Here is a 21,511-nt window from a genome sequence, read left to right as displayed (position 1 = left end):
GGCGGCCCGGATAGGATAGGAAGCAAGCCATGTCGCGACACGCGACGATCGCCATTGTCGGCCGGCCCAATGTCGGCAAATCGACGCTGTTCAACCGGCTCGTCGGCAAGCGCCTGGCGCTGGTCGACGACCAGCCGGGGGTGACGCGCGACCGCCGCGAAGGCGATGCCAAGCTGCTCGGGCTCGAATTCCGCATCGTCGACACCGCCGGCTTCGAGGATCAGGACGCGGCGACCCTGCCCGGCCGTATGCGCGTCCAGACCGAAAAAGCAGTGCGCGAGGCCGATGCGGCGCTGTTCATGATCGACGGCCGCGCCGGGGTCACCCCGCTCGACGAGGAAATCGCGCGCTGGCTGCGCAGCGAGGACACACCGATAATCCTTCTCGTCAACAAGGCGGAGGGGAAACAGGGCGAAAACGGCCTGATGGAGAGCTATTCGCTCGGCTTCGACAATCCGATCGCATTGAGCGCCGAACATGGCGAAGGTGTCGTCGATCTGTTCGATGCGCTCCGCCCGATTGTCGAGGGATATGGCGCCGAAGAGGCCGAAACCCTTCCGCTGGCGCACGGCGAAGAGGATGAGGATGCGCCGCTCGGCCCGATGAAGCTGGCGATCGTCGGCCGCCCGAACGCGGGCAAGTCGACGCTGATCAACCGCATGATCGGCGAAGACCGGCTGATCACCGGGCCCGAGGCCGGGATTACCCGCGATTCGATCCGCGTCGACTGGCAGTGGGAAAAGGACGGCGAGGTCCACGAGATCCAGCTGTTCGACACCGCCGGCATGCGCAAGCGCGCAAAGGTCGTCGACAAGCTGGAGAAACTGTCGGTCGCCGATGCCCTGCACGCGGTCGATTTCGCCGAGGTGGTCGTGCTGCTGCTCGATGCCACGAAAGGGCTCGAGGCGCAGGATCTGCGTATCGCCGACAAGGTGCTGCAGGAAGGCCGCGCGCTGATCGTCGCGCTCAACAAATGGGATATCGCCGAGGATCCGTCGTCGCTGTTCAACGGCGTCCGCACCGCGCTCGACGACGGGCTGAGCCAGGTCAAGGGCGTGCCCGTGCTCAGCATTTCAGGCGCGACGGGTAAGAGCATCGACACGCTGGTGCGCGTCGCGTTCGAACAGCGCGAGATATGGACAAACCGCGTGTCGACCGCGCGGCTCAACCGCTGGTTCGAAGGCGCGGTTACCGCCAACCCGCCACCGGCACCCGGCGGCAAGCGGATCAAGCTGCGCTATATCACACAGGCGCGCACGCGGCCGCCGACCTTCGTGGTATTCGGATCGCGCACCGACGCGCTGCCGGGAAGCTATGAACGCTATCTGGTCAACGGGATGCGAAAGGAACTGGGGTTCCAGGGCGTGCCGGTGCGGCTCAACTTCCGCAACTCGCGCAATCCCTATGACGAGTGACAGGGCTTAAGCGATGGCGCCGCCGGTGACCGTCGATGCGCGCGGGATGCGCTGCCCCTGGCCTGCGCTGCGCCTCGCCCGCGCGATGCGCGACGCGCACGAGGTGCTGCTGATCGCCGACGATCCGCAGGCGGGGCGCGAAGTCGCCGCTTTGGCCGATGAACATGGCTGGCTGGTCGAAGGCGACGCGGTTGCTGCCGATGCGGGGCGCTGGCGCGTGCGGCGCGGTTGATCCAAAACGGGGCGGCTTTGGCCGCGCGCGATCCGTCATTGTAACGTCTTTTTTACCCAAGTTGGGCATGGAACGGCCGGGACCACGGCCGAATATGAATACCAAGGGACAGAACATTGGACGAAATTCTGGTCGATTGGGATGAGTTCCGCGCGACGCGCACCCAGTTGGGCGCCGCTTTCGTACGGATTCTCGGCTATTTTCGTGAGGACGGCACCAAATCGGTCGCCGCCATCGAGGAAGCGATGCGCGCCCGCGACGCGCGCGGCCTCGTCATGCCCGCGCACACGCTGAAGAGCGAAGCGCGCCAGTTCGGCGGCGAGAAGCTCGGCGCGCTGGCCGAGGATATCGAGATGTTCGCGCGGGCTTGCGTCGAAAGCCAGACCAGTCCCGACGAATATTTGCCGCGCGTCGTCGACCTGCGCCGGCTGTTCGAAGAAACGCTGGCCGCGCTCGAGCGCGAAGCCAATCCGCTCGTCCAGCGGCGTCCTTCGGGCTTCGGCCGCGCCGTAAGTTACTGAGCGATCGCGACCCTCTTCATCGGCTGAACCCGCCAGCGCGACAGGCTGCGCCACAGCCATTCGAGCGGCCCATAGTGATAGCGTTCGAGCCAAGGCTTCGACCACAGCAGCATCGCGGCCCACATGCCGAAGCAGAAAAGATAGAGCGGCAGGCGGCCGACGCTTCCGAAGAGGCCCAGCCCATAGCCGTAGAAGATCGTCGTCATCACGATCGAAGTGACGAGATAGTTGGTGAAGGCCATGCGCCCCGCCGCGGCGAGGCGAACGCGCACGGCGTCGTTCGTCGCGGTCTTGATCAGGAACATGATCAGCGCCGCCCAGCCGACGGTCATCAGCGTGTCGAACGGGATCGACAGCGCGATCGTCGACCCGAAGATCGCCACCGCGTCATAGCCCGCGCGCGTTTGATATAGGGCGAGGCCGATCAGCGGCGGCGCGGCCACGAGGAAGCAGGTCAGCGCCCATTTGCGGTAGCGGGCGGCCCCCCATTCCCCGGTCAGCATGCGCGATTTGAACAGCGCCATGCCGATCAGCATCAGGCCGATCGTTTCCCAGGCGAACAGCCCGAGAAAGAAGAGGGGATCGCTTCCCATCTCGCCGGTGCGGTGCGCGACGATGCCCGCATAGCTGCCGAGATAGAGCGCCATCTCCTTTGCATAGGCGGGCGTCGACGGGCCCATGTCGGCATTCATCTGCGCGAGCGCCTCCTTCATGCTCGCCGCGACGTCGGGCGGCAGCGTGCCCGCTTGCGCCATCGCGAGCGACGTCCACAAGCTGCCCGGTACGGCGATGCCGATCAGGAAGAAGGGGATCGACCAGAGCAGCAGCGCCTTCACCGAAAGATTGCGGAACAGGAAGAGCAGCAGTCCGCACATCGCATAGAGGAAAAGGATGTCGCCGAACCAGATCAGATAGAAGTGGATGAGGCCGAAGATCGCGAGCCAGAACATCCGCGAATAATGCGCGCCCGCCGCGCTGCGCCCGGCCGCGGCGGCGCTGTCGATCACGAGCAAAGTGCTTGCCCCGAACAGCATCGAAAACATGCCGCGCATCTTCGAATCGACAAAGACGAAGTTGAAGAACCACGTCGCAACATCGGCGCCGCTGGGCGGCCCGCCGGCGGCGGGGTTCGCATAGGCCGGAAAGGGCAGGGCGAAGGCGACGATGTTCATCGCCAATATGCCCATCACCGCAACGCCGCGAATGGCGTCGAGGGAGACGAGCCGCGCGCCGTCTTTACCAGTTTCGACCATGTCGCCCTTCCGTGCTGTATTATTTAAATATTACAGCCAGCTGCTGATCTGATCCAGCGATTTCTTGCGCATCGCATGGACGGGCACCGTCGCGTCGGGGGCTGGGTGGCCGGCGACCACCAGCATCACCGGCTTTTCGTCGGCGGGGCGCCCGCAAATGTCACGGAGGAAACCCATCGGCGAGGGAGTGTGCGTCAGCGTCGCGAGCCCCGCGTTGTGCAATCCGGTCAGGAGAAGGCCGCAGGCGATGCCGACGCTTTCGGTGACATAATAATTCTGCCGCGATTCGCCGGCCGCGATGCCGCCGCGCCGCTGGCCAAAGACGACGATCAGCCAAGGCGCAATGTCGAGGAATCGCTTGTCCTCATCGGTTCCGAGCGGCGCGAGCGCGTCGAGCCATTCCTGCCCGGCGCGGCTCGCGTAAAATTCGCGCTCCTCTTCCTCGGCGGCCAGGCGGATGCGGTGCTTGATCGCGGGCGATGCGATTGCGGCGAAATGCCAAGGCTGGTGGTTGGCGCCGCTCGGCGCGGTGCCGGCGGCGGCGATCGCCGCCTCGATCACGGCGCGCGGCACGGGTGCGTCGGTGAACATGCGGCAGGTGCGCCGCCGGGCGACATGGTCGCGAAACGCCTCGGCGGCGGCGATGCGCTCGGCATCATTCATCGCGGGCAGCGCGGTATAGGGGATGGTGGCGTGCGGTTTCATGACGCCGGTCTATCGGTGCTGCGGTGATCCCGCCAGCCCCGTTCACACACTATTGACATTTCTGTCAGTAAGACTAGTTTGAAAGCAACACACGATTCCATCGAGGCGAACCATGACCCCGACCATCTTCTCCCACCCCGATCGCCAGCCGCAGAAATTCCGTCCGTTCAAGGCGTTCCAGCACTTTCGCAAGCTGATCAGGGACAAGGAAGACACCGAACAGGTCTTCCACATCTTCGAGAATTTGCCGCGCAAGGGGTTCATGGACGACGCGCGCGCCTTTGTGACAAGCGATTTCGGGCAGAAGTTGATGGAGCGCGAGCCCTATCTGCCCGACCTGCTCGACGATCATGGCTGGATCGACGCTCTGCCCGAAGGCAGTGTGGGCCACGCCTATGTCACCTTCATGCGCCGCGAGGGCCTGTCGGCTGCGGGCCTCGTCGCCGAAAGCGAGAAGATGGGGCGCCCGCAATATGACGATCAGGTGCAATGGTATTCGAACCGCCTGCGCGACACACACGACCTGTTCCACATCCTCACCGGCTATGGCCGCGACGCGCTCGGCGAACAGTGCGTGCTCGGTTTCACCTATGGCCAGACGGGCAATTACGGCAATTTCTTCATCGCCTATGCCGGCGGTTACGAGGTGAAGCGCAGCATCAAGAGCGACGCCCCGGTGTTCGGCGCGATCCGCCAAGGGCAGCGCAACGGCAAGGCATCGAAGGCGATCATCGAACAGGATATCCGCGCGCTGCTCGCCGAACCGCTCGAAGCCGCGCGCGCACGCCTCGGCATCGCCAAGCCGACGCTCTATGAGGAAGCGCACCGTGCGTACCGCAACCGCGGTATCGACCCGTACAACTTCCTCGCTGCAAAGGCCGCGGCGGCCTGAATTCCCGACATCGGCCCGGCGAAGGCCGGGGACCGATGCCGAACCGCTGGCGATCAGGCCGCTTGTTCGGGCCAGACGCGCGGGCTGCGCGGCGTTTCCAGCCGATAGTCGGAATAGGACCGGGCGAAAAATTCCCTGCCTAGCCGTTCGGCGTCGCCGACGGGGTTCGCCGGATCGCGGCGGACCTCGCCGCGGCTGTTGCCAGCCCCGCGTACAACGCCGACGAAGTCCGAACCGGTGTAGCGGGAAAACTCCTGAATCTGGTGGACGATGCCGAGCGCGACGCCGGGATATGTTTCCTCCGACGCCAACACGACGCCGAGCCGTTTGCCGGCCATCGCCGCGAGCGCATCCTCGGACCCCGGATAGGAGGCCGCATAATAACAGAAGCTACGATCGAAGAACGCCTTGATCTGGGCGGACACGCCGTACCAATAGATGGGCGAGCAGAAAACCACCCCGCGCGCGGGCAGAAAATCTTCGAAGAACAGCGCGCGATAGGGGTCGTCGATCGTGCACTCGCCGTCGGGGCGACGGCATTGGCGGCAATCGCGCAGAAAGCCGGAAATATGATCGTCCAGAAACCGCAGCGTGACATCGCTGCCCGCTGCCTCGGCGCCGCGCCGGACGGCGTCGGCCAGTGTCGCGCTGTTACCATTCCGGCGCGGGCTTCCGACAAGAATGAGTAGTTTTTCGGACATATCGGCCAATCCTTTCGTGTTGGGCGCGGCACGGTTGCCGCGTCTTGTTGACGAAAGGGAGTGGCGTTATACTTTCTATCAATCAACTACCTACTATTTTGTTATATACTCACCATCAGGTAAGAATTGGCGATCGTGACGACACGCAATCAACCCTATAATGACGGTCTTGGGCCGGTGTTCGAGATCATCGGCGGGAAGTGGAAGGCGCTGATTCTCTGGGAGCTTCACGATACGCCCGTACGCTTCGGCGCGCTCAAGCGCCGCATCGCCGGGATCAGCGAAAAGATGCTGATCCAGCAATTGCGCGAAATGGAGGCCGACGGCCTTGTCCACCGCGAGATGTTCCATCAGGTCCCGCCGCGCGTCGATTATTCGGTCACCGCGCTGGGGGCTTCGCTCAACGAAGCGCTCACGCCGCTATGCGAGTGGGGGAAACGCAATCTGCAGCCGCCGAGCGCCGGCGGTCAGTGAGGTCGGTCAGCCGAGCTTCGCGATCAGCGCCTGCGCCGCGGCGGGGTTGCGCACCTTCGCGCCGGATATAAAGAAGAGGAAGACGTCGCGGTCGCCCCTGGCCCACTCGCGCGCCTGCTTCGCCCAATGGTCGAGTGCCTTGTCGTCATAACCCGTTTCGACATCCTCTTGGCTGCGCTGGAGCCGTGCGTAGGTGAAGTCGGCGGTCTGTTCGTCGATGCACGGGAATTCGTCGCTGTCGGCGTAGACGACTGCCATGTTGCGTTCTCGAGCCAAGTCGATGAAGGCCGGATCGCGGAAGCTTTCGTCGCGGACCTCGATCGCATGGCGCAGCTTGAGGCCGTCCTGACTGTCGGGAAGCAGGTCGAGGAAGCCCGCGAAATCGTCGCGGTCGAATTTCTTCGTTGCCATGAATTGCCAGTGGATCGGACCCAGCCGGTCGCCGAGCCGCGTCAGTCCCTGCGTCAGGAATTTCTCGATCGACGCCGCGCCCTCGGCCAGCACTTTGCGGTTGGTCGTGAAACGTGACGCCTTGACGCTGAACTTGAAACCGTCGGGCACCGAGGCGGCCCAGTTGGCAAAGCTCTCGGGCTTCTGGCTGCCGTAATAGGTGCCGTTGATCTCGATCCCGGTCAAATGCTGGCCGGCATATTCGAGCTCGCGCTTCTGCGGATGCTTGTCGGGGTAGAATGTGCCCCGCCACGGTTCGAAGGTCCAGCCGCCGACGCCGACATGGATGCTCATGAATCACCACCTATCCCGTTCGTTCCCGGACCTGATCCGGGGTTGTCGAAGCACTGTTCTTCCTTGCAACGGCTAAAGAAAGAACGGCTCTTCGACAAGCTCGGGGCGAACGGGTTAGAGTGTTCGGCGGGGCTTATGCCAGCGCTGCGTCGGCCCCCATCAGGTTCGGAAAAAAGCCCTCATGCGCCTCGCGCAGTTCGGCGAGCGTCACCTGATGGTCGCTTCCCTCGAGTTCGAAGACGATGCGGTCCTTGATCGTGCGACCGACCGGATCGACCGGCACGTCGGCGCGGCCCGCGGCGTCGAGGAAGTCGGCGAGGCAGGTGTCGCAGACGGTGACCAGATAAAGCCCCTGATCCTCGCCGAAGAAGCTTTCGGCGACGCCGAAGGGCTGTTCCTCGCTCACCAGCACGCCGATGTTCGACTTCAAGGCCATTTCGGCAAGCGCGACCGCCATGCCGCCGTCGGACACGTCGTGGCAGGCGGTGATCCAACCGGCGTTGATCGCCCCCCGGATGAAGTCGCCGGTGCGCTTTTCGGCCTTGAGGTCGACGGGCGGCGGCGGCCCTTCCTCGCGGCCCAGAATTTCGCGCAGCCAGACCGACTGGCCAAGATGGCCGGCGCGTTCGCCGACCGCGAGCACGATGTCGCCGGTGCGCTTGAAGCCGATGCCGACCGCCTTGTTCAGATCTTCGATCACCCCGACGCCGCCGATCGCGGGGGTCGGCAGGATCGCGCTGCCGCCGCCGGTCGCCTTGCTCTCGTTATAGAGGCTGACGTTGCCCGAGACGATCGGATAGTCGAGCGCGCGGCACGCCTCTGCCATGCCGTCGAGGCAGCCGGTAATCTGGCCCATGATTTCGGGGCGCTGCGGGTTGGCGAAGTTGAGGCAATTGGTGATCGCCAAGGGCGTGGCGCCGACCGCGCTGATGTTGCGCCAGGTTTCGGCGACCGCCTGCTTGCCGCCCTCGACGGGGTCGGCATAGCAATAGCGCGGAGTACAGTCGGTCGACATCGCGAGTGCGCGGTTGGTGCCGTGGATGCGGACGAGCGCGGCGTCGCCGCCGGTCTGCACCGTGTCGGCGCCGACCTGGCTGTCATATTGCTCCCAGATCCAGCGGCGGCTGGCGATGTCGGGCGTGCCCATCAATGTCTTGAGATCGGCGGCGACGTCCTGTGTCTCGGGGACGTTCGTCAGTTCGACCTGCTTGGGCGTCGCGACGTGCGGGCGGTCGTAGAGCGGGGCATCGTCGGCGAGCGGAGCGAGCGGGATGTCGCAGACGATCTCGCCATGATGTTCGAGCACCATCCGCCCCGTATCGGTGACGGTGCCGATGACCGCGAAATCGAGCTCCCATTTGTGGAAGATCGCTTTCGCAAACTCTTCCTTGCCGGGCTTCAGCACCATCAGCATGCGTTCCTGCGATTCGGACAGCATCATTTCGTATGCCGTCATGCCCGTTTCGCGCTGCGGCACATCGTCCATCTTGAGGTGGAGGCCGACGCCGCCCTTCGACGCCATCTCGACCGACGAGCTGGTGAGGCCCGCGGCGCCCATATCCTGAATCGCGACGATCGCGTCCGACGCCATCAGCTCGAGGCACGCCTCGATCAGCAATTTTTCGGTGAAAGGGTCGCCGACCTGCACCGTCGGGCGCTTTTCCTCGGCATCCTCGCCGAAGTCCGCGCTTGCCATCGTCGCGCCGTGGATGCCGTCGCGGCCGGTTTTCGAGCCGACATAGACGATTGGATTGCCGACGCCCGATGCGGCCGAATAGAAGATCTTGTCCTGCTCGGCGACGCCGACGGTCATCGCGTTGACAAGGATGTTGCCGTCATAGGCCTTGTGGAAATTGACCTCGCCGCCGACGGTCGGGACGCCGACGCAATTGCCATAGCCGCCGATGCCGTGGACGACGCCCGAAATGAGGTGCTTCATCTTCGGATGGTCGGGGCGGCCGAAGCGCAGCGCGTTGAGGTTCGCGACCGGACGCGCGCCCATGGTGAAGACGTCCCGCAAAATGCCGCCGACCCCGGTCGCCGCGCCCTGATAGGGTTCGATATACGACGGGTGGTTGTGGCTCTCCATCTTGAAGATCGCGGCGAGCTTCTTGCCGTCCGGGCCGGTGCCGATGTCGATGACGCCGGCATTCTCGCCGGGGCCGCAGATCACCCAGGGCGCCTCGGTCGGCAGTTTCTTCAAATGGATGCGCGAGCTCTTATAGCTGCAATGCTCGGACCACATGACCGAGAAGATGCCGAGTTCGACGAGGTTCGGTTCGCGCCCGATCGCGTTCAGGACGCGATCATATTCCTCGGGCGAGAGCCCATGCTCGGCGACGATTTCGGGGGTGATAGCGGGCGCTTGCTGAGTCATGGCGCGCCTTTAGAGCTTCCCCTCCCGAATTGGAAGCGCCGTGACGGAGTCGATTTTGACCCAGTGCAAGGCGCGAGGAGGGCGCAATGTCATCGCATTGTGACCGACGAGCAGCGCCGCAATGGGCCAAAATCGACCCGCCCCTCCGGGGTCGAGCCGGGCCGCCCGCTGGACGGCGTCGCGGCGCTTGCACGGGCTACCAGCCCGCGCGGCGCCCCACTCCTTGCCAGCGAACGGCCCGGCTCGATCACGGCGTTTCCAATTCGGGAGGGGAAGCTCTTGGCACAGGCGCAAAACGAACAGACCCCATGATGCGAAAACATCATGGGGTCTGCGGTCGGAGCTTGTTTTAGCGCGAAGCGAGCGTGGTCGTCTCGACCTTGAGCGGTTCGACGTCGCGGAGCGTGAAGCTGACCTGCTGCGAGCCGACGGTGCCGCGGACGCGGTGGCTGCCAACGCGGAGCGTGAACGGCTTGCCGGTGCGTTCCTCGACGCCGCTGATGACGCGGGTGTCGCCCACCTTGGTGACGGTATAGCTATAGGTCGAGCCTTCATGCTCGAAACGCTTGACCGGTTCGTCCTTGGCGAGCGCGGCGGTCGGCGCCAGCGCGAGCAAACCAAGGGCGGGGAGAATATAGTTTTTCATGGTGCAAGTCCTTGTCGGTTGAACAAAACTTGCCTTCGAGCCCCTCTCTTCTTGTGCGGTGCAACATGGCCGGCGAGGCGCGCGCCAGCAATTGCAAAAAACCGAAGCGTGATTGCGCTGAAGCGAAAGGGTCAGCGGGGCAGGCGCCGCCGGCCCGCTCCCGCCCAAGCCGCGGTACCGGCAAGCAACGCGTAAGCGAAGAGCATCGTCGCCGGGATGGCGAGCGAATAGACAGGCTCCTTTGGCCCGAACCAGTCGGTCGCCTGCGCAAAGGCGAGAAGTCCGGCGAGAATCCACAGCCGGCGATTGCCCGCGGAGGCTTCGGTACGGCGGGCATAATAGAGAAAGGCGGCGCCGATCAGCAGTATTTCCAGCGACATCGCAATCATCGGATGATTCCATAGTCCGAGCCCCAGCTTCGGCGGTGCGCCATAGAGCGTGAGATCGGGGATATGGACGAGCAGGTCGATAAACCAGTGCGAGACGACCACCAGCGCGGCGCCGATCGCAGCCTCGCGGCACTTCGTGGCGAGTTGGACCAGCAGGCCGAAGGCGACGGCCCAGAGCGCCGCGCCGAGCAGGCTATGCGTATAGGGCATATGATGGAGGTCCATCGGGTTCATCGCGGTGATGCCAGGGACGATGCGCATCGCCTCGATCCTGGGGGTCAGCAGCAAGGCGAAGCCGATGTCGACAAGCTGCGCCGCGACGAACAGCGTTCCGAGCCCCGCCGCCCGTGGGCGGGCTGCGGCGACCAGCGCCGGGGCGAAATGGCCGATGAACATGGTGCGACGCTATCGGGCAAAATCACCACGTCAAGCTTGACCGCGAGGGGGCGAAGGGGCCAAAGCAGGGGCCATGACGGACACCCCCGACCCAGCTGCCGCGCCCGACATCGCCTCGCTGTCGTTCGAAGCCGCGATGGGCGAGCTTGAAACGATCGTGCGGCGGCTCGAAAGCGGCGACGTCAGCCTTGAGGAATCGGTGACGCTTTACGAGCGCGGCCACGCGCTGCGCGGCCATTGCGAAGCGCGGCTTGCGGCGGCGCAGGCGCGGATCGAGCAGGTCAGCCTGGGTGCCGACGGCCGTCCTGCGGGAACCACCCCCTTCGGCGAAAGCTGATCGGTCATGGCGCTCGCCGACGACCAGCTTTCGCGGGGCACGAAATTGCTGCTTTCGACCCAGGCCGAGGTCGTGGCGGGGATCGACCGGTTGTTCGACCAGTTGCTGCCCGTGCCCGCCGACCCGCGTGGGCCGCTCTATGAAGCGATGCGCCACGCGGCGATCGCCGGCGGGAAACGGCTGCGTCCGATGCTCGTCCGCGCGGCCGGCGACCTGTTCCACGTCGATCGCGCGCTGACCCTGCGGGTCGGCGCGGCGGTCGAGGCGATGCACGTTTATTCGCTGATCCACGACGATTTGCCGTGTATGGACGACGACGATATGCGCCGCGGCAAGCCGACGGTGCACAAGGCGTTCGACGAGGCGACGGCGGTGCTCGCGGGCGATTCGCTCCACGCCCTCGCCTTCGAATGGCTGTGCGACCCGGCGACCAGCTCCGACCCGTTCGTGCGCGGCGAGCTTTGCTGCGAACTTGCGCGCGCCGCGGGGCCGGCGGGCATGGCGGGCGGGCAGATGATGGATCTCGCCGCCGAAACATCGGATTTCGACCTGCCGACGGTGACGCGGCTCCAGCAGCTCAAGACCGGCGCGCTGATCGCCTTTTCGGTCGAGGCGGGTGCGATACTCGCGCGCATCCCGCCCGAGGGGCGGCGCCCCTTGCGCGGCTATGCGCGCGACATCGGGCTGGCCTTCCAGATCGCCGACGACATCATGGATGTCGAAGGCGACGAGGCGCTGGCGGGCAAGGCGCTGCACAAGGACGAAGCCGCGGGCAAGGCGACCTTCGTGACGCTGATGGGGCTGGAGCGCGCGCGCGAACAGGCGACGCTGCTCGTCGAACAGGCGATCCAGCATCTTGCCGGCTTCGGCGAAGAGGCGGCGCTTTTGCGCGCGATCGCGCGCTATGTCGTGGAAAGGGACCGTTGATGCGGGTGGGGGTTTATCCGGGCACGTTCGATCCGATCACGCTCGGCCATATGGACATCATCCGGCGCGGCGCAAAGCTGGTCGACCGGCTGGTGATCGGGGTGACGACGAACATCACCAAGTCGCCGATGTTCGACGACGACGAACGCATCGCGATGGTGAAGGCCGAGGTCGCGTCGATCGAGGGCGACATCCGCGTCGTCGGCTTCAACTCGCTGCTGATGGATTTTGCCGAGCGCGAGGGGGCGAGTGTCATCGTCCGCGGGCTGCGCGCGGTCGCCGACTTCGAATATGAATATCAGATGGCGGGGATGAACCAGCAGTTGAACGACCGGATCGAAACGATCTTCCTGATGGCCGACGTCGGCTTGCAGCCGATCGCTTCGCGTCTGGTCAAGGAAATTGCGATCTTCGGCGGCGACATCCATAAATTCGTGACCCCCGCGGTGCGCGAGGCGGTCACCGCGCGTATCGCCGAACGCGGCCTTCGCCAGGGCGAAGGGTGATACCATCCATTGAGCGTTCAGCTTTTTCCAGCTAGGGCGCGCCGGACGGGGCGCAATTCCGGAATGTTACACAAAGGCCGATCCAGCATGAAATCTTCCTTCCGCCCCTTGGTATTGACGGCGATGGCGTTCGGTCTCGCGACGGCCGCCGTGGCGCAGGAAGCGCCGCCCGCGCCCTCGCCGAACCCCGAGGGAAGCCAGCCGGCGCCGCCGGTGGAAACACCCGCTCCGGCGCCGGCCGAAACGCCCGCCCCCGCGCCCGAGGCGGCCGACGGGACGCCGGCGGCGGACGCGCCCGCAGTTCCGGCAATGGCGCCCGAGCAATATATGGGCGTCCCCGAATATATGCTCAACCTCGACCTCTCGACGGGCGGGCGCGTGGTGATCCAGCTCTATCCCAACGTCGCGCCGAACCATGTCGAGCGCATCAAGCAGCTTGCGCGCGCGGGCTTTTACGACGGGATCAAGTTCCACCGCGTGATCGACGGATTCATGGCGCAGACGGGCGACCCGACCGCGACGGGGCAGGGCGGGTCGCAGCTTCCCGACCTCAAGGCCGAATTCAATCCGACCCCGCACCTGCGCGGCACGCTGTCGATGGCGCGCGCGCAGAGCGAGGACAGCGCGAACAGTCAGTTTTTCATCATGCTCCAGCCGCGCTTCTCGCTCGACCGCCGCTACACCGCCTTCGGCCGCGTCGTGTCGGGAATGCAGTATATCGATGCGATTCATAAGGGCGAGCCGCCTGAAGTGATGTCGCGCATGGTCCAGGTTTCGGTCGCCGCCGACAACAAGCCGATGCCGCCGGCATCGATGCTGACCGAGACGGTGCCCGCGCCTGCCGTAGTGCCCACCGTGACGGCTGACGAGCTCAACGCCCCGATCAGCCAGTAATCCGGGGAGGCGCGCGAACCATCATGCGCGTCGACGCCTTCGATTTCGAGCTGCCCAGTGAACGCATCGCGCTGCGCCCCGCGCGCCCGCGCGATGCGGCGCGCATGCTTGTCGTCGATGGCGGGGACATTAGGGATGCCGGGGTGCGCGATCTGCCGGCGTGGTTACGCCCCGGCGATTGCCTCGTCTTCAACGATACGCGCGTCATCCCGGCGCAGCTCGAGGGGCGTAGAGGCGACGCGAAAATCGGCGCGACCTTGCACAAGCGGATCGACCTCCGCCGCTGGCAAGCCTTCGTACGCAACGCCAAGCGGCTGCGCGTCGGCGAGACGGTCGATTTCGGCGCAGGCGTCCAGGCGCTCGCCGAGGAGCGGCTGGCCGACGGCAGTTTCATTCTCGCCTTCGCCGGCGACGAGCCGGTCGAACTGCTGCTCGAGCGCGCAGGCACGATGCCGCTGCCGCCCTATATCGCGGGCAAGCGCGCGACCGACGCCGACGACCGCCGCGACTATCAGACGATGTTCGCGCGCGAGGATGGCGCGGTTGCAGCGCCAACCGCCGCGCTGCACTTTACGCCGACGTTGCTCGAAGCCGTCGCGGCGGCCGGAATCCGAAGCGAGACGCTGACGCTTCACGTCGGCGCCGGAACCTTTCTGCCGGTGAAGGCAGACGACACCGACGACCATATCATGCACGCCGAATGGGGACGGATCGACGCCGCGACCGCCGCCCGCCTCAATGCGGTCCGCGCGGGCGGCGGGCGCGTGATCGCGGTCGGGACGACCAGCCTGCGCCTGCTCGAAAGCGCCGCCGCCGACGACGGCACCATCGCGCCCTTCGCGGGCGACACCGCGATCTTCATCACCCCGGGCTACCGCTTCAAGGCTATCGACGGGCTGATGACCAACTTTCATCTGCCGCGCTCGACCTTGTTCATGCTGGTCAGCGCGTTGATGGGGTTGGAGACGATGCAGGCGGCATACGCCCACGCCATCGAAGCCGAATACCGCTTCTACAGCTATGGCGATGCCAGCCTGCTGCTGCCGCGTCAGAGCGACCGGTCGGCATAGATCGCCATCGCCTCGGCGATGAATTCGGGGCAGCCAGGCAAGTCCCCGGCATCATAGGTACCCCGAAATTCTGGGTTTTCGACATAATAGCGCCCGAGGCCCTTGAACGCCGCGGCATCGGGCGTCCAGCTGTGCGAGACCCAGCGATAATGGCGGTCGGTCACCGCCTGCACCGTTTCGGAGGCGGGATCGGCGCCCTCGCGGAACAGGCGCAGGAAGTCGGCGCGGATCGCCTCCATTTCGGCCTGGATCGCGGCGACCTGTTCCTTGCTGAAGGTCCGTGCCTTTGCCTGGGCGGCTGCGACGGCATCCTTGCCCCAGAATTCCTCGGCCTCGCGCTGCCAGCGGTCGCGCGTTTCGGGGGCGATGCCAGCGTAATAGTCGTTGTCGTTCATGTCCTCGTCCTTTTCCAATGATGCGATCGTGCGATCGATGGTGCGGATGAGGGTCCGATAATGGCCGATCCGGCCTTCCAGAGCGGCGCGGTGCTCATGCAGCGCGGCCAGCGGGTCGAACGCCGGATCGTCGAGCACGGCGGCGATCTCCGCCAGCGGCAGGCCGAGTTCGCGGTAAAAGAGGATCTGCTGCAGCCGCAGCAACTCCTCCCTGCCGTAATAGCGATAGCCGTTGGTGCCAACATGGCCGGGCTTCAGCAGGCCGATGGCATCATAATGATGCAGCGTCCTGACGCTGATACCCGCTGCCTTCGCCACTTGCCGAACCGTCCGCATTCACCGTCTCCTCATTGCGGGACGGACCTATCGGGGATGACGCAGCGTAAGGGTCAAGCCCTAATGTGCGTGCAGCGAGGGGCGCTAATATTCTATCGTGATCCGGACCTTGTCGGGCTCTACGCCGGCCAACGTGGCGATTGCTTCGCGGCTCGTCTCGATCAGTTCATGCAGCCGGTTCGTCGTCGCCGACGGCTCGGGCGAAGCGGCGGCGGGCGCTCCGGCGAGCAGTTCGCGTTCGGATAGGCCAAAAACCTCGGCCAGCGCGATCAGGTTGCTGCGCCGCGGCATCGTCTTGCCGCTTTCCCATGCCCAGATGCTCGGCTTGCTGAAGCCCGTCCGGTTTGACAGCTCGACGCGGCTGAGACCGCGTTCCTGCCGCAACCGAAGCAGCCGGTCGGCCAGCAACTCGCTGTCCGCCGCGACGGTGGCGGGGTCCACGTCCTGCGGGAGTGGATTGCGCAGCTGCGCGGCGCTGAGCGCGGCGCGCGAGAGCGGCCGGTCGAAACGGCAACCGGCGAGTGCCTCGCTTCGCCACACGATGGACGCCGTGCAGTCGGGCGTTTCGGGCAAGCTCACCGTGATCCGTTGGCCGATGTCGAGATCGGAGGTGGTTTCGATCAGCATCCCGGTGGCCGACAGATTGTGGATGATGACGGCGGTGCCCTGCTGGCCGTCCAGCGACCCCGAGGTTTCCAGACGCATGTGCATGCGCGCGGCGCCGCGCGCTCCGTCGGCGGCGTCCTTTTCCTGTTCGATCATCGCGTGAATGGGCATGGGCCAGCCCTATGCGGGGCAATCGGTTGTGGAGTGGTTAAGGGCGGGGGCACACTATGGAGCCATGCTCTCGGGGATATGGCTCAGCAAGATCGATCCGCGGCACGCGAGCCGAAGCGTGCGCCGATTGCGACCGGTCAAGCACCGTCTTTCCGCGGATTTCCGGCGTTTTTCGATTTGCCGATCTGCTAAAAGTTAACTTATATCGAAATATGAAGTTAAGCTTTTTAAGCTTCTTGTCCCGATTTTGGACGCTGTTGGGCCCGGGCTCGCTGGCGCACGGGGGCAGTTAACCCTAGATAGCCGCCAAAATGCAGCATTTCCGTGGAAGTTGAAGGGCATCGGCGTCCGGCCGATTTTCCGTCGGTCCAATTTTATGGGTGTGAACCTAACTTAATCTCTGTAGTAAGTTTTTCTTAACGGAGGGGGGTGAGTCGGGTCGCGACTCCCCGGGCGTCGGGGGATGCCCAAAGGTCATCCGCAAAGCGGGGCCGGAAACCGTTTGGTTTTTTGGGGGGTTGAGTCATGAGGTTCATGCTCTTTGCGCTCGCCGCGGCGGCTGTCGCTGTGCCTGCGAACGCGAAAGAAATCCAGAACGTCCGATCACTCGACATCGCGGTCAGCGGTGCCATCCGCCAGCATTGCGCGATGGGTAGCGTCCAGGACATGGATTTCGGCAATCTCGAACGCCGCGGCCTCGGCATCGAAACGCGCGTCGCGTTCGATTGCAATGTCCCTTTCACGATGACGATCAAGGGCGCTCGCGGCGGCTTGACCCACACGACGATGCCGAACGGGCAGGGCCCGTACAGCGGTGTCCTTCCCTATAATCTGGCCGTCGAAATGCCGGTGCGACTGCCGTCGCAGCAGGTGGTGAGCCGGTCCTTCAACAGCCGTCAGCTTTTGGCGGGGGGCGTCATTTCCAGCAACGGCGGCATCGCCACCGACGGCATGCGCCTGGCGGTCGAACTCGGCGAGCCTTCGGGCGAAGCCGGACTGCTTGCCGGCGAATATTCGGAGACGATCACGATCACCGTTTCCCCGATTTAGCGAATTCGTCCGCGGGCGAACCGCGGACGGTAGCCGGAAGAGTAGGCACCGCTGCTCTCCCGGTCTCCGACCAGACCGGTGCAGGTATTGGGCCGCGATCGGCAAATGCGCCGGGGCGGTATAATAGAGGGAAGAAGATTATGAAGAAGATCCTTAGCGGCACCGTCGCCGCCATCGCGCTTATCGCGACGCCGGCCGTCGCGCAGACGAACCAGAAGCACTATGCTGGTACGGGTTCGGTCAGCATTCCGTTTCTTGGCAGCGTTCCCGTAAACTATCAGATCACGAACCCGCAGCCGGTGAACATCCCGTTCCTCGGCCCGGTCAACGTCGGTGAAGCTCTTGGCGACCTTGGCGTCGCGCTCCAGGTCGGCACGCGCTACCGCGCTCAGGCCGACGCTCCGAGCGACAGCGAAACGGCGACCCCGACCGTCAACGTCGAATTCTCGCTGAGCGGCACCGTCAACCGCGACTGCTCGTTCTATGCCGGCAACAACTCGAACGCCCGCAACATCGACTTCGGTGTCATCGGCGTTCGCACTGGCGACAACGAAAACGTCAACTCGGCGTTCGAAATGGTCGGCCCGGCCGAAGCCAACATCGACACGCTGACCGCCGGCTGCAACACCAACAATGTCGTCGAAATCAACAAGAACGACATCCGCGGCCTCGTGAACCAGAACCCGGGCGGTTATGACACCGACGAGTTCCAGGCGAACATCCCGTACGAAGTGACCGCTTCGTGGACCGGCGTTGCGCTGAACGCGCAGACCACCGGTACGCCGCAGTCGCTCAACGTTCCGACCACCGGCAACGCCGGCCAGAAGCAGCAGGGCGCATGGCGTTCGCGCATGGACATCGACATTGTCGCTCCGGCCGTGACGAACAAGGGCCTGGTCGCTGGTGATTACACCGGCACGACCACGCTGACGCTTCGCGCTCTCTAAGCGTAGCTGAATAGGGAAAGGGGAAAGAGCGATCTTTCCCCTTTCTTTATGGTTTGATGCGATTATGTCCGCAGATCGGGACAGGGGGATGATCATGACCGCTTTGGCGACGATGAAGCGTCATGCACGCACGCTGTTGGCTGCGTTTGCGGCGCTGGCATTGATTGTCACCCCGGCGCTGGCGATGCGCGTGTCGCCGATGGTCGTCGAGATGGAATCGCGCGGCACCAACGCGGTGGCGCGGATCGAGGTCCAGAATATCAACCCCGGTAATCTGGCGTTCCAGACGCGCGTTTTCCGAATGGAAATCGACAAGGACGGGAATATCGTCGAAACCCCCGCTGACCAGGATTTCCTGGTTTTTCCGCCGCAGGGCGTGCTGCCCGCTGGCGGTCGTCAGGTCGTCCGCCTGCAATGGGTGGGCGGCGCCGAATTGGCCGCATCGCAGGCCTATTATGTTTCGGTCGAGCAATTGCCGGTCGCCTTCGAACCCGGCGCTGCCGATGCGATCGGCGCACAGGTGCAGGTGCTCTATAACATGCGCGCGCTGGTCGTCGTGGCGCCCCCCGGAGCGAAACCCGACGTGAAGGCGACCACGGTCAAGCAGGTAATGTATCAACCCCCCGCGCCGCCGGGATCGAAAGAACTGCCGCCGATGCAGGACGGGGTGGAAATCACCCTGCGCAACGACGGCCGCCGCCATGCGATGATGTCGAATTTCGGCTGGCAGCTGGAAGGCACCGGCACCGACGGCAAATGGCTGCGCGTCGACATCTCGCCCGAAGAACTCAATCAGGCGGTCGGTACCGGCTATGTTCCCGCCCAGGGTGAGCGCGTCTTCCGCGTGCCCGTTCCCGGTTTCGGCCCCGGCCCGATCAAACTCTCGTTCAAACAGTGAAAGCCCGATTGACCCTGTGCTCGGTTGCGCTGTCGGCGCTGTGCGCAAGCACGGCCGCTGCGCAGGTGTCGATCCCCTTGCCGCAGGGCTCGCGGCCTTCGCCGCCGGCGCAAGACCCGGGCACGCCCACGACTATTCCGTTGCCGGGCACGCCGATCCCCCCGATCCCGACACCGACACCGGTGATGCCTCAGCTTCCGATCGGGGCTCATGGTCGTCCGGATATCAATCCCTACGACCGCGACATCGAAATGACGGTGCCGCTGACATTTCAGAGCAGCAGTCTGGGCGATATCCCGATGCTGCTCACCGCGGACGACCGCTTTCTGCTCGAATCGGCGACCTTCCTGCGCTTGATGCAGCCGGTGCTGAACGAAGAGGCGCATGCGGAGCTGTCGTCGCACCTCGTGTCGCTACCTAATTTCGGCCCCGACGATCTCGGCAAGACCGGGGTTCAGCTGACGTACGACCCCAGCACGCTGGCGGTGGTCGTGGTCGCGGTGTCGGCCGAACAGCGCGCGATCAAGGATATTTTCGCGCCGCCGCGCGAAGACGCGAACGATGTGTCGTTGCAGCCCGCGGGGTTTTCGGCCTTCCTGAACCTCAGCGCGATCCAGAGCTATTTGTGGGAGGGCGACCAGGCCGATCCACCGACGATCAACTTCGACGGTGCCGTGCGGCTCGGCCGCTTCGTTTTCGAGGGCGACGCACAGCTGGGGCAACAGTTCGGCGTGAGCGGGGACAGTTACAAATTCACGCGCAACTATGCGCGCCTGGTTTACGACGAGCCCGAGGATTTCCGGCGCTGGTATCTCGGCGATCTCGATCCCGAAATTCGCGGCCAGCAATCCTTCGTCGAAATGGGCGGGATCGGCGTGCTGCGCCAGCGCCGCCGTTTCAACAGTTTCCGCTCGGCGATCCTGCAGGCCAATCGCCAACTCGTGCTGCAACGCGAATCGACCGTTCGTTTCATGCGCAATGGGTCGCTCTATCGCGAGGTCCGGCTGCAGCCCGGCCGTTACGATTTCAGCTCGCTGCCGCTGATCGCGGGCAGCAACGATGTCGATATTCAGGTCACCGACAACAGCGGCGCGGTGCAGAACCTGTCGTATCAGCAATATCTCGACCCGATCGATCTCGATCCCGGCGATTATGAATATGGCGCCTTTTTCGGCCCGACCAGCCGGACCTTCGGCGGCGCGCCCGACTATCGCGGGCCGGTCGCTTTCTCCGGATTCTTTCGCAAGGCCTTTTTCAATCGCCCGGCGATCGGCGTCGGTCTTCAGGCGAGCAAGGATGTCCAGACGCTGACAGGGCAGACCCAGTTCGTCCTTCCCAACGGCGGTCGGCTGCTGCTCGATGCCGGCGGCAGCAATTCGAAAACGGCCGGAACGGGTTTCGCCGGCGGGGTCAGCTACGAACATTTCATCGATCGCGACGGACTGTCCGACAGTTTCACGCTGCGCGCCGATTATCTGTCGCCCCGCTTTGCCAATCTGGGCAACATCGACGGGATCAACACCACCTCGGCAACGGTGAGCGGGCAATATTCGCGGCAGCTTTCGATGCGCCTGACCGCGACGGCATCGGCCTCTTATCTCAAGGGTCGCGGCGACGTCGGCGACAGCTATCGCGTCGCGGCGACGGGCTTTTATCGGATCGACCGGCGCTGGACGATCCGCGCGGGCGTCGATTACGCCAAATTCCCGTCGGCCTTCTCGCGCGGGAACGGGGTCAGTTTCAACGTCGGTGTCGTCTTCCAGCCCGACTATCGCCGCCGGGCCGAGGCGCGGTACGAGAGCCGCGACAATCTCGGCGAGCTTTCCTACAACCAGAGCGGTCTGAACCAACTCAACAGCGTCGGCTTTGGCGGAGTCGTCACGCGCGACGACAACAGCGCACGTGCGCTCGGCTATGCGACCTACTCCGCCAATCGTTTCGATGCGTCGATCAGCCACGCGACGTTCGGGCCCAATCTGTCGGACGTGGCCGACCTCAACGTCACGACGGTCCGGGTCGGCACCTCGTTGGCCTTTGCCGACGGCAGCTTCGGCATCGGGCGGCGGATCAACGACAGTTTCATGCTGCTGTCGCCGCACAAGAACCTTGGCAAGCGCAGCGTGGTCGCCGGACAGTCGCTGGCCGAGAATAATTATATCAGCAAGAGCGGCCCGTTGGGGGCCGCGGTCAACAACTTCCTTGGCTCCTACGCCACCCAGTCGGTACAATATGACGTCGAGGATCCGCCGACGGGCTACGACACCGGTCCGGGCGTGTTCCGCGTCCATCCGCCGTACAAGAGCGGCTATGCGGCGCGTATCGGCACCGACGCGTTCGCGAGCGCGATGGGAACGTTGATCCTTGCCCCCGACAAGCCGGTGTCGCTGATCGGCGGGCGTGTGACGATGCTCGATGTCAAGGACGGCGAAAGCCCCAAGCCAATCCCCTTCTTCACCAATTCGATCGGACGCTTCGCGATTACCAACCTGTTGCCCGGACGCCGTTATCTTGTCGAAACCTATGGCCCCAATGGTACAATCGACCGGAGCTTCGAATTCACGGTTCCGGCGGACACCGACGGCCTGTTGAACCTTGGTACGGTTCGCCCCGGTTCGAAAAATTAGGAGGC

23 protein-coding genes are annotated in these 21,511 nt (G+C 64.5%); 14 read left to right on the top strand and 9 right to left on the bottom strand.

The genetic code is table 11. The features are described 5' to 3' along the window. The first annotated feature begins 29 nt into the window (after positions 1–29). The 3 genes from der to E5675_RS17165 all read left to right on the top strand — a co-directional run bounded on the left by der (position 30) and on the right by E5675_RS17165 (position 2,168). Positions 30–1,415: a ribosome biogenesis GTPase Der gene (der, locus tag E5675_RS17175; RefSeq protein WP_136175564.1), complete on the top strand. Its 1,386-nt coding sequence runs from the start codon at positions 30–32 to the stop codon at positions 1,413–1,415. A 13-nt stretch (positions 1,416–1,428) separates the two neighbouring features. Beyond that, complete coding sequence (locus E5675_RS17170) at positions 1,429–1,647, top strand: sulfurtransferase TusA family protein (RefSeq protein ID WP_136175563.1); 219 nt, start codon at positions 1,429–1,431, stop codon at positions 1,645–1,647. A 116-nt stretch (positions 1,648–1,763) separates the two neighbouring features. Then, a complete protein-coding gene (locus E5675_RS17165) occupies positions 1,764–2,168 on the top strand; it encodes an Hpt domain-containing protein (RefSeq protein ID WP_210727554.1) in 405 nt (134 codons plus the stop codon). Here E5675_RS17165 and E5675_RS17160 read toward each other — a convergent pair. Together E5675_RS17160 and E5675_RS17155 are read right to left on the bottom strand one after the other, a co-directional pair. After that, the gene (locus tag E5675_RS17160) at positions 2,162–3,421 is read right to left on the bottom strand and encodes a DUF418 domain-containing protein (protein WP_136175562.1); all 1,260 of its coding nucleotides are present in this window, start codon (positions 3,419–3,421) and stop codon (positions 2,162–2,164) included. The two genes, E5675_RS17165 and E5675_RS17160, sit on opposite strands and share 7 nt — an antisense overlap. A 30-nt stretch (positions 3,422–3,451) precedes the next feature. Continuing rightward, positions 3,452–4,126, bottom strand: a complete 675-nt coding sequence (locus E5675_RS17155) for a nitroreductase family protein (protein ID WP_136175561.1) — start codon at positions 4,124–4,126, stop codon at positions 3,452–3,454. A 112-nt stretch (positions 4,127–4,238) separates the two neighbouring features. Between E5675_RS17155 and E5675_RS17150 the strand changes: the two genes are divergently transcribed. Further along, positions 4,239–5,018: a Coq4 family protein gene (locus E5675_RS17150; protein WP_136175560.1), complete on the top strand. Its 780-nt coding sequence runs from the start codon at positions 4,239–4,241 to the stop codon at positions 5,016–5,018. A 53-nt stretch (positions 5,019–5,071) separates the two neighbouring features. Here the strand turns inward: E5675_RS17150 and E5675_RS17145 are convergent, their stop codons facing one another. After that, the gene (locus tag E5675_RS17145; RefSeq protein WP_136175559.1) at positions 5,072–5,719 is read right to left on the bottom strand and encodes a flavodoxin family protein; all 648 of its coding nucleotides are present in this window, start codon (positions 5,717–5,719) and stop codon (positions 5,072–5,074) included. Positions 5,720–5,854: 135 nt separating this feature from the next. Between E5675_RS17145 and E5675_RS17140 the strand changes: the two genes are divergently transcribed. Further along, positions 5,855–6,193, top strand: a complete 339-nt coding sequence (locus E5675_RS17140; protein WP_136175558.1) for a helix-turn-helix domain-containing protein — start codon at positions 5,855–5,857, stop codon at positions 6,191–6,193. A 6-nt stretch (positions 6,194–6,199) separates the two neighbouring features. Here E5675_RS17140 and E5675_RS17135 read toward each other — a convergent pair whose 3' ends face one another. The 4 genes from E5675_RS17135 to E5675_RS17120 form a co-directional block, all read right to left on the bottom strand. After that, positions 6,200–6,937, bottom strand: coding sequence for a DUF72 domain-containing protein (locus E5675_RS17135; protein ID WP_136175557.1), 738 nt, complete (start codon positions 6,935–6,937; stop codon positions 6,200–6,202). A 133-nt stretch (positions 6,938–7,070) separates the two neighbouring features. Beyond that, on the bottom strand, positions 7,071–9,314 hold the full coding sequence (gene purL, locus E5675_RS17130) for a phosphoribosylformylglycinamidine synthase subunit PurL (RefSeq protein WP_136175556.1): 2,244 nt from the start codon (positions 9,312–9,314) through the stop codon (positions 7,071–7,073). A gap of 349 nt (positions 9,315–9,663) precedes the next feature. Beyond that, the gene (locus E5675_RS17125) at positions 9,664–9,960 is read right to left on the bottom strand and encodes a hypothetical protein (protein WP_136175555.1); all 297 of its coding nucleotides are present in this window, start codon (positions 9,958–9,960) and stop codon (positions 9,664–9,666) included. A 131-nt stretch (positions 9,961–10,091) separates the two neighbouring features. After that, positions 10,092–10,745, bottom strand: a complete 654-nt coding sequence (locus tag E5675_RS17120; RefSeq protein WP_136175554.1) for a metal-dependent hydrolase — start codon at positions 10,743–10,745, stop codon at positions 10,092–10,094. A gap of 73 nt (positions 10,746–10,818) precedes the next feature. On the opposite strand from E5675_RS17120, the gene E5675_RS17115 reads away from it, so the two are divergent. From E5675_RS17115 to queA, 5 genes are all read left to right on the top strand, one after another. Further along, complete coding sequence (locus tag E5675_RS17115; RefSeq protein WP_136175553.1) at positions 10,819–11,082, top strand: exodeoxyribonuclease VII small subunit; 264 nt, start codon at positions 10,819–10,821, stop codon at positions 11,080–11,082. A gap of 6 nt (positions 11,083–11,088) precedes the next feature. After that, the gene (locus E5675_RS17110) at positions 11,089–12,009 is read left to right on the top strand and encodes a polyprenyl synthetase family protein (RefSeq protein ID WP_136175552.1); all 921 of its coding nucleotides are present in this window, start codon (positions 11,089–11,091) and stop codon (positions 12,007–12,009) included. Next, positions 12,009–12,515: a pantetheine-phosphate adenylyltransferase gene (coaD, locus tag E5675_RS17105; protein WP_136175551.1), complete on the top strand. Its 507-nt coding sequence runs from the start codon at positions 12,009–12,011 to the stop codon at positions 12,513–12,515. Before E5675_RS17110 ends, coaD begins: the two co-directional genes overlap by 1 nt. An 87-nt stretch (positions 12,516–12,602) precedes the next feature. Next, on the top strand, positions 12,603–13,409 hold the full coding sequence (locus E5675_RS17100; protein WP_247594667.1) for a peptidylprolyl isomerase: 807 nt from the start codon (positions 12,603–12,605) through the stop codon (positions 13,407–13,409). A 23-nt stretch (positions 13,410–13,432) separates the two neighbouring features. After that, complete coding sequence (gene queA / locus E5675_RS17095) at positions 13,433–14,479, top strand: tRNA preQ1(34) S-adenosylmethionine ribosyltransferase-isomerase QueA (protein WP_136175550.1); 1,047 nt, start codon at positions 13,433–13,435, stop codon at positions 14,477–14,479. Here the strand turns inward: queA and E5675_RS17090 are convergent. Both E5675_RS17090 and E5675_RS17085 read right to left on the bottom strand, forming a co-directional pair. Further along, complete coding sequence (locus E5675_RS17090; protein ID WP_136175549.1) at positions 14,458–15,210, bottom strand: MerR family transcriptional regulator; 753 nt, start codon at positions 15,208–15,210, stop codon at positions 14,458–14,460. The genes queA and E5675_RS17090 overlap by 22 nt on opposite strands. Before the next feature lie 84 nt (positions 15,211–15,294). Next, positions 15,295–15,987: a helix-turn-helix domain-containing protein gene (locus E5675_RS17085; RefSeq protein WP_136175548.1), complete on the bottom strand. Its 693-nt coding sequence runs from the start codon at positions 15,985–15,987 to the stop codon at positions 15,295–15,297. 525 nt (positions 15,988–16,512) lie between these two features. Here E5675_RS17085 and E5675_RS17080 point away from each other — a divergent pair. From E5675_RS17080 to E5675_RS17065, 4 genes are all read left to right on the top strand, one after another. Continuing rightward, entirely contained in the window at positions 16,513–17,037 is a 525-nt protein-coding gene (locus tag E5675_RS17080; protein WP_136175547.1) for a hypothetical protein, read from the top strand. Between the two features lie 140 nt (positions 17,038–17,177). After that, a complete protein-coding gene (locus E5675_RS17075; protein WP_136175546.1) occupies positions 17,178–17,984 on the top strand; it encodes a hypothetical protein in 807 nt (268 codons plus the stop codon). 94 nt (positions 17,985–18,078) lie between these two features. After that, positions 18,079–18,882, top strand: coding sequence for a fimbria/pilus periplasmic chaperone (locus tag E5675_RS17070; protein WP_136175545.1), 804 nt, complete (start codon positions 18,079–18,081; stop codon positions 18,880–18,882). A gap of 185 nt (positions 18,883–19,067) precedes the next feature. Then, complete coding sequence (locus E5675_RS17065; protein WP_247594666.1) at positions 19,068–21,506, top strand: hypothetical protein; 2,439 nt, start codon at positions 19,068–19,070, stop codon at positions 21,504–21,506. Positions 21,507–21,511 lie beyond the last annotated feature (5 nt).

This window comes from Sphingopyxis sp. PAMC25046, assembly GCF_004795895.1.
Taxonomy (GTDB): domain Bacteria; phylum Pseudomonadota; class Alphaproteobacteria; order Sphingomonadales; family Sphingomonadaceae; genus Sphingopyxis.
Note: the sequence above shows the minus strand (reverse complement) of the source record. Positions and strands in the feature narration are given on the sequence as shown.

Bases quoted from the DNA above. Each gene is read 5' to 3' on its own strand.
- coaD (WP_136175551.1), top strand. From the start codon at position 12,009: ATGCGGGTGGGGGTTTATCCGGGCACGTTCGATCCGATCACGCTCGGC.
- E5675_RS17100 (WP_247594667.1), top strand. From the start codon at position 12,603: ATGAAATCTTCCTTCCGCCCCTTGGTATTGACGGCGATGGCGTTCGGT.
- E5675_RS17145 (WP_136175559.1), bottom strand. From the start codon at position 5,719: ATGTCCGAAAAACTACTCATTCTTGTCGGAAGCCCGCGCCGGAATGGT.
- E5675_RS17085 (WP_136175548.1), bottom strand. From the start codon at position 15,987: ATGCCCATTCACGCGATGATCGAACAGGAAAAGGACGCCGCCGACGGA.
- E5675_RS17170 (WP_136175563.1), top strand. From the start codon at position 1,429: ATGGCGCCGCCGGTGACCGTCGATGCGCGCGGGATGCGCTGCCCCTGG.
- E5675_RS17135 (WP_136175557.1), bottom strand. From the start codon at position 6,937: ATGAGCATCCATGTCGGCGTCGGCGGCTGGACCTTCGAACCGTGGCGG.
- E5675_RS17120 (WP_136175554.1), bottom strand. From the start codon at position 10,745: ATGTTCATCGGCCATTTCGCCCCGGCGCTGGTCGCCGCAGCCCGCCCA.
- E5675_RS17090 (WP_136175549.1), bottom strand. From the start codon at position 15,210: ATGCGGACGGTTCGGCAAGTGGCGAAGGCAGCGGGTATCAGCGTCAGG.
- E5675_RS17070 (WP_136175545.1), top strand. From the start codon at position 18,079: ATGACCGCTTTGGCGACGATGAAGCGTCATGCACGCACGCTGTTGGCT.
- E5675_RS17160 (WP_136175562.1), bottom strand. From the start codon at position 3,421: ATGGTCGAAACTGGTAAAGACGGCGCGCGGCTCGTCTCCCTCGACGCC.
- E5675_RS17110 (WP_136175552.1), top strand. From the start codon at position 11,089: ATGGCGCTCGCCGACGACCAGCTTTCGCGGGGCACGAAATTGCTGCTT.
- E5675_RS17065 (WP_247594666.1), top strand. From the start codon at position 19,068: ATGCCTCAGCTTCCGATCGGGGCTCATGGTCGTCCGGATATCAATCCC.
- E5675_RS17125 (WP_136175555.1), bottom strand. From the start codon at position 9,960: ATGAAAAACTATATTCTCCCCGCCCTTGGTTTGCTCGCGCTGGCGCCG.
- E5675_RS17155 (WP_136175561.1), bottom strand. From the start codon at position 4,126: ATGAAACCGCACGCCACCATCCCCTATACCGCGCTGCCCGCGATGAAT.
- der (WP_136175564.1), top strand. From the start codon at position 30: ATGTCGCGACACGCGACGATCGCCATTGTCGGCCGGCCCAATGTCGGC.
- queA (WP_136175550.1), top strand. From the start codon at position 13,433: ATGCGCGTCGACGCCTTCGATTTCGAGCTGCCCAGTGAACGCATCGCG.
- E5675_RS17080 (WP_136175547.1), top strand. From the start codon at position 16,513: ATGAGGTTCATGCTCTTTGCGCTCGCCGCGGCGGCTGTCGCTGTGCCT.
- E5675_RS17075 (WP_136175546.1), top strand. From the start codon at position 17,178: ATGAAGAAGATCCTTAGCGGCACCGTCGCCGCCATCGCGCTTATCGCG.
- purL (WP_136175556.1), bottom strand. From the start codon at position 9,314: ATGACTCAGCAAGCGCCCGCTATCACCCCCGAAATCGTCGCCGAGCAT.
- E5675_RS17115 (WP_136175553.1), top strand. From the start codon at position 10,819: ATGACGGACACCCCCGACCCAGCTGCCGCGCCCGACATCGCCTCGCTG.
- E5675_RS17150 (WP_136175560.1), top strand. From the start codon at position 4,239: ATGACCCCGACCATCTTCTCCCACCCCGATCGCCAGCCGCAGAAATTC.